The sequence below is a fragment of the Mesorhizobium norvegicum genome, from assembly GCF_004919685.1.
Classification (GTDB): Bacteria; Pseudomonadota; Alphaproteobacteria; order Rhizobiales; family Rhizobiaceae; genus Mesorhizobium; species Mesorhizobium norvegicum.
Genome location: NZ_SMYZ01000038.1, coordinates 25,617 through 41,754 on the forward strand (window position 1 = coordinate 25,617; position 16,138 = coordinate 41,754).

Annotated in this window: 11 protein-coding genes; 4 read left to right on the forward strand and 7 right to left on the reverse strand. The window is 60.0% G+C overall.

Going from position 1 to position 16,138, the window contains the following annotated elements:
* Positions 1 to 4: 4 nt before the first annotated feature.
* On the reverse strand, positions 5 to 268 hold the full coding sequence (locus FCU66_RS14940) for a hypothetical protein (RefSeq protein WP_246093907.1): 264 nt from the start codon (positions 266 to 268) through the stop codon (positions 5 to 7).
* Between the two features lie 96 nt (positions 269 to 364).
* The gene (locus tag FCU66_RS14945) at positions 365 to 1,066 is read right to left on the reverse strand and encodes a hypothetical protein (protein ID WP_246093908.1); all 702 of its coding nucleotides are present in this window, start codon (positions 1,064 to 1,066) and stop codon (positions 365 to 367) included.
* A 619-nt stretch (positions 1,067 to 1,685) separates the two neighbouring features.
* On the opposite strand from FCU66_RS14945, the gene FCU66_RS14950 reads away from it, so the two are divergent.
* The 3 genes from FCU66_RS14950 to FCU66_RS14960 are packed head-to-tail and all read left to right on the forward strand — an operon-like array spanning position 1,686 to position 7,148.
* Complete coding sequence (locus FCU66_RS14950) at positions 1,686 to 2,450, forward strand: ImuA family protein (RefSeq protein WP_136616953.1); 765 nt, start codon at positions 1,686 to 1,688, stop codon at positions 2,448 to 2,450.
* Positions 2,362 to 3,885 (forward strand): DUF6504 family protein, encoded by a 1,524-nt coding sequence (locus FCU66_RS14955; protein WP_136616952.1) that lies wholly within the window; start codon positions 2,362 to 2,364, stop codon positions 3,883 to 3,885. The genes FCU66_RS14950 and FCU66_RS14955 overlap by 89 nt, the downstream gene beginning before the upstream one ends.
* On the forward strand, positions 3,882 to 7,148 hold the full coding sequence (locus FCU66_RS14960; protein WP_136616951.1) for an error-prone DNA polymerase: 3,267 nt from the start codon (positions 3,882 to 3,884) through the stop codon (positions 7,146 to 7,148). The genes FCU66_RS14955 and FCU66_RS14960 overlap by 4 nt, the downstream gene beginning before the upstream one ends.
* 104 nt (positions 7,149 to 7,252) lie before the next feature.
* On the opposite strand, the gene FCU66_RS14965 is transcribed toward FCU66_RS14960, so the two are convergent.
* From FCU66_RS14965 to FCU66_RS14985, 5 genes are all read right to left on the reverse strand, one after another.
* Complete coding sequence (locus tag FCU66_RS14965) at positions 7,253 to 9,688, reverse strand: AAA family ATPase (protein ID WP_136616950.1); 2,436 nt, start codon at positions 9,686 to 9,688, stop codon at positions 7,253 to 7,255.
* Positions 9,685 to 10,218: a hypothetical protein gene (locus tag FCU66_RS14970; protein ID WP_136616949.1), complete on the reverse strand. Its 534-nt coding sequence runs from the start codon at positions 10,216 to 10,218 to the stop codon at positions 9,685 to 9,687. Before FCU66_RS14970 ends, FCU66_RS14965 begins: the two co-directional genes overlap by 4 nt.
* Positions 10,219 to 10,301: 83 nt before the next feature.
* The gene (locus FCU66_RS14975; RefSeq protein WP_168992255.1) at positions 10,302 to 12,050 is read right to left on the reverse strand and encodes a hypothetical protein; all 1,749 of its coding nucleotides are present in this window, start codon (positions 12,048 to 12,050) and stop codon (positions 10,302 to 10,304) included.
* A 340-nt stretch (positions 12,051 to 12,390) separates the two neighbouring features.
* Entirely contained in the window at positions 12,391 to 12,984 is a 594-nt protein-coding gene (locus FCU66_RS14980) for an SOS response-associated peptidase (RefSeq protein ID WP_136616947.1), read from the reverse strand.
* Positions 12,985 to 13,066: 82 nt separating this feature from the next.
* Complete coding sequence (locus tag FCU66_RS14985; RefSeq protein ID WP_136616946.1) at positions 13,067 to 13,723, reverse strand: hypothetical protein; 657 nt, start codon at positions 13,721 to 13,723, stop codon at positions 13,067 to 13,069.
* A 524-nt stretch (positions 13,724 to 14,247) separates the two neighbouring features.
* On the opposite strand from FCU66_RS14985, the gene FCU66_RS14990 reads away from it, so the two are divergent.
* Entirely contained in the window at positions 14,248 to 15,981 is a 1,734-nt protein-coding gene (locus FCU66_RS14990; protein WP_136616945.1) for a hypothetical protein, read from the forward strand.
* Positions 15,982 to 16,138: the final 157 nt, after the last annotated feature.

Genomic DNA, 16,138 nt, shown 5'->3' on the forward strand with positions numbered 1-16,138 from the left:
ACTGTCATCCTGGAGCGGGCCGCGTATCGTCGTAGCCGAAGGAGCCTATTCCCGGATGCCTGTGGGCTTTGGCGAGAAATCCGAGTCTCAAGCTCACGGTTGTACCCCTGAGCGCCTTCACGGTCTTAAGCGGGCTGTCGTAGCGGGCGAGCAGCTTTGCGGCTTCTGAATGCGGCTCGACCTTGGCTTCTGCGTCAAAGTGCATCGTGCCATGCTTCCTCCTATCGTGTCGCGCGGCGTGGTGCGGTGAGCGCATCTCGTCGCTCATCTCGTTGAGCGCCTTTCATCGTCGCTGTTGTGAATTGCGATGAAATTGTCGGCGTAGGCCTGAAGGAGACCTCCTCCGACTGACTGCGTTTGACCACTATTCGAAATGCATCGACTGGCCGCGCATCATCGCCAGGGTCAGTGCGATTGCAGGATTTGCCGGCGGCTTCTCCATAAGCAGGGAGCCGTCGAAATCGCGCCACGCGGCCATGCGCAATTCGTCACCGTCATCGGCGGCTGCAGGGTCGAAAACGTGGGCATCATAGGGATCCCGGTCAATTTCAATCGTCCAGTCCTTGAGCGCCTTGCGAGCCATTTCTTCAACCTGGGCAAGGTCGCTTGTGAAGAAGGGGATACGGTCGCCAGCTTCCGAAAGCGGCTCTACCCGATCCAGCGTTGGCCGCTCGGGAACCCAACCCAGAACGAAGGCAATATCGAAATCGATCTGGCGGTCCGGGCCAGCTGTAACCTCCAGCCGTTTGACGACGTCAGGATAGAGCTGCTGGCGCGCCGGCCACGTGTCCGGAAGCGCCTCCGCTTGCAATCTCGTTCGGGGAACGTCGATCAGTTCCATGATCTGATGGCGCGGAACTTTGTCCTCCGGCCAGCCCGCACAACAGGCAGTCGTCGCAGCCTGGTCGGCTTCCATCCAGATTGAAGCAGCCTGATCCTCGTCCTCGGTTGGCTGGTCGTCTTCCGGAAAGCCTTTAATGTCCCACCCTTCCAACGCAAACAAACCCTCCGCGCCTTGCAAAGCCGTAATCCCGGCCCGCGCGAAGACCGCTTCGGCTGCCGCCACACCGCGTGCTAGTTCCTCGGGCGTTGCACCTTCAATGTTCAAGCGAAGTTCCATGGTTCGCCTCCTGTGCCATTCTTGCCGACAGTGAACAAAATAAGAACATTGGAGTCAATAGGCTCTTGGCAACCGAGGATTTAGGTCGATTTTTTCAACGGGATGGCTCATTTGGCAACGGTCGATGCGCCATGCTCAATTCCCTAGGCAACTGCACTGTGGCCGATCAAATGCGGACCACCGCGGACGGGGACAGTCGGTCCCGCGTCCCGTCCTGCGGCCGGCGCTATGCTGACGCTCCTACGGCTGTCCTGTTAACCGCCCGCGGCGGGGGCGAATTTCCTCCGTCCGGCGCGCGGCAATGTCCGCATTTGCGGACGCGCGCAGGACTGCGGTTTATACGCCGTTTTCCCTTTGGGCGCCGGCAGTCGCCGGCGCGACGTCCAGCGGGGCATCATGGCCTTCTACCGTATTGTCCTGTCGGCAAGTGGCTCTATCGGTGTCACCAGGCAGGCGGTCGCGACAAACATTTCTTCCGCAGCGCCACCTCACCATGCCATTGACTCTTCATTAGGAAGAGAACAAATGAGGAACACGCCGCAAGCATTTCGCGTTCAGGGGACAGATGAGTGCATCGACGCCAAACGCTGCCATTTCCGATCTCCGAGATCGCATTGCGCGTCTCGAAGGCGGGAACACGCGCGAACGAGCGGTGCTTCCCTTCGGCGTCGCTTCCATCGACAGCCATCTGCCCGGGGGCGGTGTGGCGCTTGGTGCTCTTCATGAGGTGGCCGGTGGCGGCAATGGTGCAATCGATGGCGCTGCTGCATCGCTTTTTGCTGCAGGCATTGCGGCCAGGACGCAAGGCAAGGTGCTGTGGTGTGTGACGCGCCAGGATCTGTTTGCGCCGGCAATCGCACAGGTCGGACTTCACCCTGACCGGGTGATCTATGTCGAAGCCGGTGACGACAAATCCTTGCTCGCCTGCTTCGAGGAAGGCCTGCGGCACGTCGGACTTGGGGCCGTGGTTGCCGAGGTTGCCCGTCTGTCGATGACGGCCTCGCGCCGCTTGCAGCTTGCGTCTGAAGGCTCCGGCGCGATGGGCATCGCCATCCGTCGGTGGCGCCGGCAGACCGAAGCTGCGGATTTCGGACAGCCGACGGCGTCTATCACTCGCTGGCGGGTTTCCGTGCTGCCATCGCGGCCGCTGCCGGTGCCCGGCATTGGCAGGGCACGATGGCAACTCGAATTGATCAGATCTCGTGGAGGGGAAACGCTCGATATCGAAGTGGAGGCTTGTGATGCAAAGGGTCGTCTCGCTCTTCCTTCCAAGCTGGTCGACCGACCGGCTCAGAAGGAAATTGGGCGACGTCTCGCCGCCACCGGATAGGCCCTTGGTGCTGGTCGGGCGGCAAGGCAATCGCCGCTTCGTGACCGCAGTCGATCGCGCGGCATTGGAAGCGGGCCTGCGAGTCGGAATGCCGGCGACGAAGGCACAGGCCCTCGTCAAGGGGCTGGCGGTCATGGATGCCGAACCCGATGCCGACGCGGAGGCATTGGAGCGGCTGGCGCTATGGGCATTGCGGCGATACGCGCCGATGGTGGCAGCGGATCCTCCGGATGGATTGGTCATGGATACCACTGGCGCCGATCACCTTCACGGCGGTGAGCAATTGATGCTGGCCGATATGGTCGAACGCCTCGGCCAGGTCGGCTTCTCGGCGCGGGCAGCGATTGCGGATAGCTGGGGTGCCGCTCACGCTGTTGCGCGATACGGCAAGCAGACCGTCAGCATGGTCGCCGTCAATGCAACGCTCGGCGCCATTCTTCCTCTACCTATTCTGTCTCTGCGGCTGCCCTCCGCAACCGTCAGCGGGTTGCGGGTTCTGGGCTTCGACGGGGTGGAGGAACTCCTGAAGCAGCCTCGTGCGCCACTGACGCTGCGCTTCGGACCGGAACTCGGCCGCCGGCTTGACCAGGCATCTGGACAGCTTGCGGAACCGATAGAGCCAGTGCGGCCAGCCGATGTGGTCGAGGTGAAACGTGCCTTTGGCGAACCCATCGGTGCGGCCGAGACAATCGCGCGTTACGTCGGCAAGCTTGTTCAGGCGCTGTGTATCGAGTTGGAGGCCAAAGGCCTCGGTGCGCGAAAGCTCGACCTGCTGCTCTGCCGCGTCGACAACCGCGTCGAAGCCATCCGCGTCGGCACGGCCTTGCCGGTGCGCGATGTGAAGCGGCTGACGCGACTTATCTGCGACAAGATCGAGACGATCGATCCGGGCTTCGGCATCGAGTTGATGCGCTTGTCGGCGCCTCTGCCCGAACCGCTCACACCCAGGCAGGCCACTTCGTCTCTCATCGAGCAAAGCGACGCTGACATCTCTGATCTGATCGACATCCTCAGCAATCGTGTCGGCGAGGAGAGGCTCTATCGGTTTGCGCCGGTGGCAAGCGACGTGCCCGAGCGATCGTTCCGGCGTGTGGCGCCCGCCTCGGCCGAAACCGGCGAGGCATGGCCAGATCATTGGCCGCGCCCGGCGCGTCTGTTTACCGTGCCGGAGCTGATCGAGGCGATAGCGTTGCTGCCGGATCATCCGCCGGCCAGCTTTACCTGGAGAGGCATCCGTCGACGGGTCAAGCGCGCCGATGGCCCCGAGCGGGTCTTTGGCGAATGGTGGAAGCGTGATGCCGAGCTTGCCGCCGTGCGCGACTATTTTCAGGTCGAAGATGAAGCCGGCGAGCGGTTCTGGATCTATCGCGCCGGCGACGGCGAGGATGCCGCGACCGGTTCGCATCGCTGGTTCTTGCACGGCATCTTCGGATGACTGCACGTTACGTCGAACTGCAATGCACCTCGCATTTTTCGTTCCTGCGCGGCGCCAGTTCCTGCGATGAATTGTTTGCGCAAGCAGCCCTCATGGGCATACCAGCACTCGGCATCTGCGACCGCAACAGCCTGGCCGGCATCGTCCGGGCGCACGAGGCGGCAAAGGCGACCGGCGTCAGGCTGATCGTCGGCTGCCGGCTGGATCTGGCGGAAGAGATTTCGATCCTGGTCTATCCGAGCGACCGCGCGGCCTACTCACGCCTTTGTCGCTTGCTGTCTCTGGGCAAGAAGCGTGGGGGCAAGGCGAAATGCGTGCTGCATTGGGCCGACCTTGTCGCTTATGGCGACGGCCTCATTGCGGTGTTCATTCCCGACCAGGCCGACGACACATGCTCGATGTGGCTTCGGCGGCTGCGCGAGGCTTTTGGCGATCGGGCTTACATGGCGCTGACGCTGCGGCGGCGTCCGAACGATGCGCTGCGGCTGCACGATCTGTCCAACCTTGCCGGACAGGCCGGCGTGCCAACAGTCGTTACCAATGATGTTCTGTTCCACGAGCCGTCACGACGCATCCTGCAGGACGTCGTCACCTGCATCCGGCACAATGTCACGATCGATGACGCCGGGTTTCGGCGCGAGCGGCACGCCGACCGCTACCTGAAATCGCCCGATGAAATGGCACGGCTTTTTGGTCGCTACCCCGAGGCGCTCACTCGGACGCTTGAGATCGCCGAGCGTTGCCGGTTCTCATTGGACGAGCTTGCCTATCAATATCCCGAGGAGCGGATGCTGCCGGGCCTGACACCGCAGCAGGCCTTGGAGAAACTCACTTGGGAAGGCGCAACCGAGCGTTTTCCCGAAGGCGTGCCGGACAAGGTCGTTGGCACGCTCAAGCATGAATTGCAGCTCATCGAGAAGCTGCAATACGCGCCGTATTTTCTGACGGTCAATTCGATCGTGCGCTTTGCCGGCAGCCAGGACATTCTCTGCCAGGGCAGGGGATCGGCGGCAAACAGCGCCGTCTGCTATGTGCTTGGCATCACCTCGATCGACCCCGACCGCAATGATCTTCTGTTCGAACGCTTCGTTTCGGAAGAGCGCCGCGAGCCGCCCGACATCGATGTCGATTTCGAACATGAGCGGCGCGAAATCGTCATGCAATGGGTGTTCGACACCTATGGCCGCGAACACGCGGCCTTGTGCTCAACCGTCATCCGCTACCGCTCCAAAGGCGCCTTGCGCGATGTCGGCAAGGCTCTGGGTCTGCCCGAAGATTTGATCAAGATGCTGTCGTCGCAGGTGTGGGGCTGGTCGGACGAAGGCGTCCAGCCGAAACATGCCGAGGAGTTGAACCTCAATCTCGGCGATCGCCGCCTGCGGCTGGCGCTCGACCTGGCCAGGCAATTGATCGGCGCGCCGCGCCATCTGTCGCAACATCCCGGTGGCTTCGTGCTGACGCGCGACAGGCTCGATGATCTGGTTCCCATTGAACCCGCTGCGATGAAGGATCGTCAGGTCATCGAATGGGACAAGGACGACATCGACGCACTGAAGTTCATGAAGGTCGACGTGCTGGCGCTTGGCATGTTGTCCTGCATGAAACGGGGCTTCGATCTCCTGTCCAAACACAAGGAGATCACTCTCGATCTCGCCAGCATCCCGGCCGAGGATCCGCGCACCTACGCGATGATCCGCAAGGCTGATACGCTCGGCACCTTCCAGATCGAATCCCGCGCCCAGATGTCGATGCTGCCACGCATCAAGCCGCGGACCTTCTATGACCTCGTCATCGAGGTCGCGATCGTGCGGCCGGGGCCGATCCAAGGCGACATGGTGCACCCATATCTGCGCCGGCGCGAAGGCAAGGAGGACGTCGTCTATCCTAAGCCCGAGCTCGAAAAGGTGCTCGGAAAGACACTGGGCGTGCCGCTGTTTCAGGAGCAGGCGATGCGGGTGGCGATCGAATGCGCAGGCTTCACACCCGGTGAGGCCGATCAGCTTCGCCGTGCCATGGCTACCTTCAAACACACGGGCGGCGTCTCCAGCTTCGGTGCCAAGCTGATCGGGGGCATGGTGAAGAACGGCTATGAACGCGAATTCGCCGAAAAGACCTTCAAGCAGCTGGAAGGCTTCGGAAGCTATGGCTTTCCCGAAAGCCATGCGGCGAGCTTCGCGCTGATCGCCTACGCCTCCTCCTGGCTGAAATGCCATCACCCCGATGTCTTCTGCGCGGCCCTTCTCAATGCTCAGCCGATGGGCTTCTACGCACCGGCGCAGATCGTTCGCGATGCCCGTGACCATGGTGTCGAAGTGCGCCCTGTCTGCGTCAACGCTTCACGTTGGGATTGCACACTCGAGCCCGTGGATGACGAGAGTGGGTTCGCCGTTCGCCTCGGCCTGCGAATGGTCCGCGGCCTGGCCAATGCCAACGCGGCAACGATCGTCACCACACGTGCCGACCAGCCCTTCGCGTCGGTGGCTGACCTCTGGCACCGGGCCGGTGTTCCCGCTGCCTCTCTGGTTGAGCTCGCCCAGGCCGACGCGTTCCAACCGTCCTTATCGCTGGCGAGGCGTGAGGCACTATGGGCGATCAAGGCATTGCTCGACGAGCCGCTGCCGCTGTTTGCGGCGGCCTCGGCTCGCGCGCAACAGACGGTGCCGGAGATTCATGAGCCCGCAGTCACATTGCGTGCCATGACATCAGGCGGTGAGGTCGTTGAAGACTACGGGCATGTCGGGCTGACCCTGCGCGAACATCCTGTTTCCTTCCTGCGCGCTGACCTGCGCCGCAAGCGCATCGTCTCTTGTCGAGAAGCAATGCAGGCGCGCGACGGACAATGGCTTGAGGCGGCTGGCCTCGTGCTGGTCCGTCAACGCCCCGGCTCGGCCAAGGGCGTGATGTTCATCACGCTTGAGGACGAGACCGGCATTGCCAATCTGGTGGTTTGGGTGAAGGTCTTCGAGAAATATCGCAGGGTCGTGCTCGGCGCCGGCATGATCGGCGTCTATGGGCGCATCCAGCGCGAAGGTGAGGTGGTCCATCTCGTCGCCCATCGGCTGAGCGATCTCTCCGCTGAACTTGCAAGCGTCGGTGATCGGGATGCCGCCTTTCCGCTGCCGCATGGCCGTGGCGACGAATTCCACCACGGCAGTCCAACGCCCGACCCACGCGGGCTGCCGAAGGGACCGAGACCGCGGAATATCATTGATCCCTATCTGCACATCGACCAGATCAAGGTGAAGACGCGGGATTTCAAATAAGTCTGAGGAGGAATCGGCTTGCAGGAGGAATGACCGGGACTGAGTCATGTGGGACACCTGCCTATGCCGCTCTACGCCAGAATCGGACGCTGGCATCGCGAGAGTTATGCCACGCGCAATGCCGTTTCCTCTCGAAAACCGTGTCGCGTAGCAATGCACTGACTATCGCGCCGACTGGAGCGATTTAGTTCTAATGTGATAAGGCTGTCGTCAGAAAACGCTGGACTCAGTTCCAGACGCAGGTACTCGAACAACTGCCGATCATGCACAGCAATCATCACCTGCCGGGAATGCTCTTTCGAAAGCGTTCGAAGCAAGGCAGCGAAGTGTGCAATGTGGATGTCGTCCATCGATTGGACTGGATCGTCGAGTATCAGCCAAGGAAGCTGTACTGGCACAGATAGATGTAAGGCGATAAAAAGCGTCAGTGCAGCGGTGTTGAGGTTACCAGCACTGAGCATTGCTCCGGGAGTGCCACCGGCCACGTCGTCGCCAAGATCTCTGTGGGGCGTGTATAGCTTAGGCTGAAGGCGTTGCGTACTAGCCTCGGGAATACGAAACGCAGGAACAAACTCCTCGCCCGGCGCCAACCGAACAAAAAGGTCCCGCCATAGACGATTGAGACGATCGTTGAACTCTCGCCGGATAATACTCGACCGGACCGCATCAACGGCATCCCGAATCTTCAAGCCATCACTTCGCAGTGCCTGTGCTCGTTGCAAGGCAGCTTCGTTCCGATCCCATGCGGCTTGGTATCCAGAGACGACGGAATCGATTTGCTCCATTTGCGACTTGGCGGTCCGAATTGCGGTTATCGCCTCCAGCGCCGCGGCCCGGTTGCGGATGCGCACTGTCAGTCGATCACGTTCTTTGGTAAGCGCTAGTTCAATGCGGTCAGCGAAGGCCTCTATGGTCTCTCCTTCACCTGGAAGAATCTGACTGATGCTGTTTGCTAGCTCGTTCAAATTTCCTCGGATTGCAAGCCGCCGACCGCTGCTCTGTTGAGTCTTCGTAAGCCTTTGCCGTGCGGCAACGTCGGCCTCTATGAGGCGTTGCCCTGATTCCAGCGCCGGTCCCAGGGCATCTAGCGCCCGTTGGACATCGACAACCTCTGTAGTCCGCCTATCAATTGCTGCCAATGATTCCTCGTCAATCTGACGGGACGCTAGGCCGCCAATCGACTGTTGAAGACGTTCAATAGATGCCTGCTGGTCGCTGCGAGAGCGACCCAACGCAATGAGGCGGTCAGCCGAACTCGACAGCGATCGCGTTTTTGCATGAACATGATCCGACAATGCGCCGTGATCGAGTTCCGCGTAGTTGCGGTCGCAGACTGGACAAACATCATCAATAATGAAGCTCGAAATCTCTGCCAGGGCGGCGCTCAAAGATCCAGAGTTGGACGCAATCGCCGACAGCTCTCGGTCGATTGTCATCAATTGCTCGTTCGCGACTACTAGCTGGTCCTGCGCCTCAGCAAGCTGTCTTGCATCCACCCGTCCGCGACTTGCCTTATCTGCGGATTGCGCCAGCTCCCCAGCCAGAAGACGAAGGGCCTCCGCGCGGAAGAGATTCAGATCCGGAGAAAACGCCACGTGGGGTATCAGTGTCTCGACGCGCGCTCGGAGGTCAGACGAACGATCGCCATACGATTCCTGCCAAGCACGCAGAGCCGCAGTCGACCGTTCAGCGCCATCAGAAAGTTCGCTCTCGACCATACTGGCATCACTGTCAGACTGGTCCGCCATGTCCCGACGAATGGACGCGAGAACACGGAGCTGGTCGGTCAGCCGAGCCAGCGCCGCATCGTCTTCCTCGCGATCAGTCGCAAGGATCGAGACTTGTTCCGGGATTTCTGGGTTTGGCACGATACCAAGTGCCTCGATAGCGACGCGGAGCTCACCGCGCTTCGCCAGAACTCCATGCTCTAACGATTTTCGCGCGTCCCATTGGTCCTTGATCAAGGGCTCCAACCTGCCCTTTTCGATTTCGACCGTAGACCAACCATCAATTACTTTGCGCACGTTTCGAACATCGGCCAGTGGCTTCAGCCCCGCCTCGAGCGCATCCAGTCGATCGAGCCCGAGCAGGCTGCTGACAAAACGAGCGAGCGGAGACGCCGAGTCCGATCCCGCGTCTTGGTAGATTTGCAGCAACTGGCCCAGGAGCGATTGCGGAAGATACGCTCGCTCTCCGAAGAACTCAGCAATTTCGTCATCTAACACTCTGCCGGGAGATACTTTGCCCTCGGCCAGTTCGGTTCGGAACCTCTCGATACCTTCTTCGGTGGATACAGATACCTCCGCATAACCGCTCAAGGCTCTCTTATGTAGCAATTGCAGCTGATAGTCAGGATCGGCACGGCGGAGGGCGTCAACCCTTCCCGTCAGCGCAAGCTCGATGGCGGAAAGTAAGCTCGTCTTCCCGGCGCCGTTCTCGCCATGCACAAGGACCACTTTTGCGTCCAACGGTGCGTGAATATGGCCGCGAATGCTACGAAAGTTAGCAACGTCTATGCTGCACAGTTGAGCGTATTTCATTCGTCGCCTTCAACATACAAGCGGCTACCTATAAAGGCTGCGAGCTCCTGAGTAACCGCTTCGTCTCCTAGACGCGAACTCGCCATTAGCGCCTTTAGAAAGTCCTTGTTGACGTCGTCCGGCACACCAGCGACTAGCGATTCAATTGCTGTAGGTTCATTACCCTGCCCATCGTCCCTCGGAGGAATCTCCAAGGGTAAAAGCAAACGGATGCGATCCTCGAGTTGGCGCCTGGCCTTATCATCCTGCGGATTGCCATCTAAGTCGACGCTAATCGGTTCAACGATAAGAACGCGACAAGTCTCTGAAAGCGCCTCAATATCTCCCGCGAGCGCCGCTCCTGCCAGCACCACCGTCAGCACAAGGCTCGATCTGGCTACATCCAAGGCTCGGCTAAGCGCCTCGATGCGTCTCCTTACTTGCGTTGAGTCAGTATCACCAAACGACCCGGTGGTGGTATCGACAACGATGACCAGGTCAAGCCCACGCCCTTCGCTGCCGCGCATCGCCTTGGTGAAATCAAAGCTCACGGAAGCAACCCTGAACGGCGTAGCTACGTCATCGTAGCCTGCCGTGCGCAGCCGGTTCCCTATCGCGACAACGAGAGGCGAGTTCATAGGGACACCTCTGAAACGAACTCCGTCTTCATCGTTTCAACATCCGGGCAGCGATCGACGAGACTTTGGATGCTCAGGTGCCGTGTGATTACACGACCATTCCGACCAGGAGCCCCGCGTACGCGGCGGGAGCCTAAGCCCGATCCCATCACTTGATTCCAAGTGTCGTCGGCATGGAGTACTATTGCGTTGTTGTTTGCGAAAGCGCCAGCCTTCTCGAGACTAAGGGCCTCAGCCGCGCCCTTGACGACAAATATTGGCCTCAGATCCGCGCCGTCCCATAGACCTTTGGCCCCAATCGCTCCGTCGGCTAGTGCTCCCGCACCGGGGAGTTGCAGTGACCAAAGGCCCGACGCTCTCCCATGCTGAAGCATGGAAAGAGCGGCAGCGAAATTGCCAAGCCCAGCGGATACGGCATTAGCATCCAAAGCCAGTTGCTGGAGCCCTGACGAACTGATCGGTTCGTATCCATCGGGGTTGGTGGGAAGCGACCCAGTTCGAAAAATCCCAAGAAGCCGCGACCAAACCGCGATTGCCTTGTAAACGAAGTTCGTCCGGCTTTCGTCGTCCGGATCCACAAGAGCCATCTCCGCCACGTCATTCCGGAGTCCCGTCAGCAGCGAAGCAAGGCCGGCGACCGAACCATCTCTTCCCGCCGCCTGCAGGCTCTTGGTCATCAGAAGGATAAGTTTCTTCTCGATGACCTGGATCACGAGCGCAATCAATACCTGCTCTGCCCACGCCTGGAGGTGCGAGGATGCCTGAATCGCGTCCATGTTGTCATTGTAGGCGTCACCGTAGACGATTTTCAGAACGTCCTGCTGGCCTTCCTTGATTTGGTCTTCGCAGAACACGTGGCCGGGAGCGTTTGGATCCGGAGGCCACGGCCACGGGTTCGCTTTTTTGGCAGCGGAGAAGACCCCCTGGAGGTTCGCGTCTTGGATCGAAAGGCCCATCACTAGGGATTTATGTGTCGTCGCGATGCCTCGCACTGTGTCGACCATGGCCGCGAAGAGCGGATTGTTCGGCCACTCGACGATCTGTGTGTGGCTGCCGGTCAGATAGGCTCTGAACGGGTCTTTCTCCTTGGCCGCATAGACGATGCAGCCGTGGAACTTCAGCAATCGTGCAGTGCCGCCCGCACTCCTCAACTGGTTGGGATCGACCACTACCTGGAGCACGCCGTTGGCGCCGCCGCTCAGGAGCACGATGGCAGCCTCGATGAAGCCGTCCCAATTTGCCGACGCCATCTCGCGAACAGCGCCTTCCAACACAAGAATAGCAACGCAAAGGTGCTCCGCCGCGGGCGCGGCTGGATGGGCAAAAGCCGCTCGGATATCAACCGCCTCCCAGAGCATAAAATCGGCCGGCTCGCCCTTGATACGGATGTCGAGCAATCTCGAGTACTTGTTCCACAGCCTGTTTTGTATCGCGGCGTGCTGTGGCCAATCTTCAAAGGGTGTTGGGTACTGCATTTCCAGCTCGGCGAGATTTGCCTCGCCAAGCACCAGCGCCTCTCGCAGTTTTGGGAGGAACTTGGCCGCCGTGGCGGGATCGAGTGCCCGTACACGCAAGTAGTTCACGGCCGAGTCAATCAGGTTACCGAGGTTCGGTGCCTTCCGCGATATGCCTGAACCAATCCAAAGGGCGAATTCGCCACTGGCGACGGCTTCGGCCACCTTGGCAAACGGCCCGTCGAGCTTCTCGAGCACCTCTCGAACAGAAATCTCACTCGCAGTCGGCACCCTACTCGCCCCCAAAGCACTCTTCGCAATATGGCCAACCTCGCGCCTAGACGGCCGGTGTTTTCTTATTGGCGATACTGTATGGCGCAAGCTGTATTGCATTCTCGGCGCAACGCAATGGACTTGTGGTTCAAGTCGATGCCGACGATCCCTCGGCATTTCTGAATACTGCTATTGAAGTGTCGAGGCGCTCTCGAATTACCTTACTTGACCTACCGCCGTCGCGAAATCCGTCAATAGCCGGCAATCACTTCGAAACATTCAGACCCCATCAAACTGACCAGCATTCCCCCTTAGTCGACGAGTGCGGCGTTGGTGCAAAGCGCGCCGGGCGTTGGAGTCAGTCGCTTCCTTCTCGCACTGTTTCTACCGCTAACGACCCGGCCGGAAGGGCCTTCAAAAGCTCTGCCTCGGGTTTCGTGAGATGGATCCATGCTGCCCAGTCCTCCGGGCGCAGCACCACAATCTGGCGATTGTGGATGGGCGCCACATCCGGCCCTGGCTCTGTCGTCAGCATGGCGAACGTGGGCGGCTTGTTGCCTTCGCCATCGCGCCACAGCCCGGCGATCGTCATGAACGGGGCGCCGTTGAGCGTAAAACGATGCTTCGCCTTTGGCGACTTCTTTCCGGTGAATTCGAAGAAAGCCGATGCCGGAATAAGGCAACGCTTGCTGTTGGCGAAACTCCGTCCATCCGAGCGGAAGTTGAAGACCGGCCCGCCTTTGGGCCCGGAAGGCGGAAAGGCAAAGGTCATCCGAGTGAGTTCGATCGTGTCGCCGGCGGCGCGCATGATCGGGGCGGGGTCACTGATGCGGATGTCATCCGCCTGCGGCAAATCCAGTTCCGTCTGATGAGTGGGAATGTCGAGGGCCAGCGATTGTATCATCCGGCAATATTCGGCCCAGGCGATATGCTGCTCGTAGTCATTGCACATAGCTGCCCCATAGGTTCGGTCTATTGCAGAGTACGCAAAATAGCGCGGCCTGGCCGCAGCGCCACCGTCTAGAAATTTTCTGCTATGCCCCGAAATCCTGCGCAACCCGCTCGAGCACTTTGCGCGGCTTGTCGGTGATAACATCGCCGTGACTTACAATGATGCGTTCAAGGTCCGGCTCATCGGACCATTTGCGGAAAGCCGCACCCTGCGCCCTGCCGTCCTTCACAAAAAACCACCTGCCGACGCGCGGCATGCTCGGCCGGTCGACGCCAAAGCCAAGCACACGCGCCATGATATGCGCGCCAATCCCATGGGGGTGGCGCACATTGGCGAGGATGTCGTTGACGATAAGGGTTGTACCGCCGTCGCGGCGCACGAACAGCGCCGCCTCCTTTTCCACCGCACCCGGTACAGTCTCCATCCAAACGGAAGGGTCATCAAAGATATTCGCAGTCGAATCGACTTTGACGACTTTCTCCACGGCTTCCCGCGCGCCTAGTGGGCAGACGATTTTCGCCTGGGGATAGCGGAGCTTCCAAGGCTTGATGTCGAGCCGGTGCCTGGCCCCTGGCACGATGAGAAAGGCTGGATCGCCGATCCCTTCGATCTTCCGCATTTCCGGTTCTGCCAGGGGGATGCAGCTCCAGATCGCCGTACGGTTTCCCGTCAGGCCGATCACCGTCATTCTCCGCGGAAAATGGCCGGGCGGCATCTGGATCTCGCCGCTGACCGTCATGAGCCCATCAGCGACCGTTTCCAAACGGCCATGCGGCTCGACTTGCCATGTTTCATGGACCTTAGGCATGCAAAGGCCAACGCTTGGTTTGCATCGATAATTGCGGCGGGTGTTTTTCGTTCCGCACGGAAATAGGCGTTGGAGCGCCTACAGAGTTCAAACATCAATCGACCGGCGTCGCTCAGTGGACGACGCGGCCTTCTGTGGGTCACTTTGGTATCAACAACCGCGAGCAATCAGCGTGAGCCGATCAAGCTATTCAGCACGACTGGTGGAACGAGGCGATGGATGGGATGATCCTGTCATTGTCAGAGATGGGGGCGGACTTCTAGGATATGGCCGGTGGGGGTGATCACGAGCAAACGCACAAGTCCTTTGGCACCGATCGAGCGCAACTCGTCTACGGAAAGCGCCCCGACGGGACATTCGCCCATATAGGCGAGGTTGCGCGTGGGCTTGCTTGCGGCTGTGTCTGCCCGACCTGCGACAGGCAATTAGTGGCCCGGCTGAAGGAGGATTACCGGGTGGCGCATTTCGCCCACCACGATTGCGAGGCCTGTGGCGGTGGTCCGGAGACGGTTTTGCATTTGCTGGCGAAGGACGTGTTTCGCAGCAGTCCGACGATGGTGCTGCCCCAGCGGCCTGGGCTCGAAAACAAGCGCGTTGTGACGAAGCCTGCACAGGAGGTGCAAACAGAATTCCTCCGACTCGAATACACAGACCCGAAGAAGATCATTCCGGACCTCTATGTGCGGGCTCTTGGGTATGACTTGTTCGTCGAGGTTGCCGTCACCCATTTCGCGGACGCCGCCAAGATACAGCGCCTCAGGGAACACAAGATCCCCGCCGTCGAAATCGATCTGTCGAAGCTTCCGCGTGACTCGCTAAGGAATGCGATCAACGAAGCGGTACTGAAAACCGCAACGCGTCGGTGGCTTTATCATCCAGGCATCGAAGCTGCGCGGGCCAAGCAAGACGCGGATGAGCTCGAATGGCAGCAAGAACGGGGCAGGCGCCAGGCAGCCGCGACGGCCAAGTACCGAAGCCGGGTCGAGCAAACGGCAGGAGCATACAGACAGGCCTTGGCGAAACTGGTCGGCCGAGACTTCGTCGCCCCACGCGAGGTCGAGCTTCAAGCGATCGGTCTTGCAAAGTTTGTCGGCCGCGACGTTCCGGGCTTCGCCTGTTTTTCCGAACCGCCGGCCGTATGGCAAGCCATCATCCTGGCCGAGGTCTTTCATGATCGCTGCCTCGGCAACGCCCAGTGCAAACCCATACCAATCGTCAACCATTTGGAAAAACGCCGGCTGGTCCAAAATGCCTTTCTGCGTGTGTCCGGCGAGGTGGCAGACGACGTCACCACGATCGATGCCCGCTTCGCCCCGGCTTGGAAAGCGGTCGACAATTATCTGAAATATCTGCTCGGCGAGGGTGTCCTTATCCGGCAAGGCTTCGGTGTCGTGCTCGCCCCGGCGTTCGCCAAACCATGGAACGCGAGGACCCTGGCTGAAAACCAAAGAACCGCTTTGATTCAGGAGACCGTGCAGCGGGTAGGGTGGATACTTGGCGAGCTTCCCGAAGACGAACGCGCAGGCACAACAGTCGAGCGGTGGCTGCAATCGATCCACCAGGAATCCGGTTTGACCTATGACAAGGCACTGCGCTCAGAGGTCGAGGCGCCCAAGATCATCGGCGAAATCGAAACCATTGTGGCGATGCTGGAAGGAAACGGTCCTCTTTTCTATGGGAGCGCAGGGCTGCCTATCGGCAATGCGATCTCCCGCCGCAAAGCCAAGATGGAAGAACAGGGCGAAGTACGGCGCCAACGGCAGCTGCTGGAAGCAAGTCGACTTCGTCACTCGCGGCGTGATCGTTTATGCGTCGATGCGGAAACGGAATTGAACGGCGAGGATCGAAGCGCATTCCTGCACACCAAACGAGCGGACATGAACGGTATGACGCCAGTGGAACTAGCGGAAGACAGCGAGTCTGGATTGACCCGCGCGCGGGAGGCTCTCTCGGTCTTCGTTAGGCAGCGCCGTAGGGAAGCCGAGGCCGCGGCCGAGAAAGCAGCCTATCAGGACAAGATCCGCGAGCTGGCGGAAGCGCGACTTTCCCCCGCGGACGCGATTGCGTTTCTGAAGGCACGCGAAGACGATATCGGAGCCCCGCTGCAATACGTCAAAGACGAAAGGACGTTTCAGAAGGCCTGTGCGAGACTGACGCAATGGGAGAACCAGTTCGGAAGCCCGTTCTGAGATTCGGGGGCGGTGAGCCAGTTTTTTAGACAAGCCGACATCAATCTTACTAACTATCGGCCAGCCGACTGGCTCGCTGTGGTGCAGAAGCATCGGGCATTTGCCCTGGCGGAGAACACAAGGAACTGCCAACCTGAGACTGTTCAAATTTCTACCA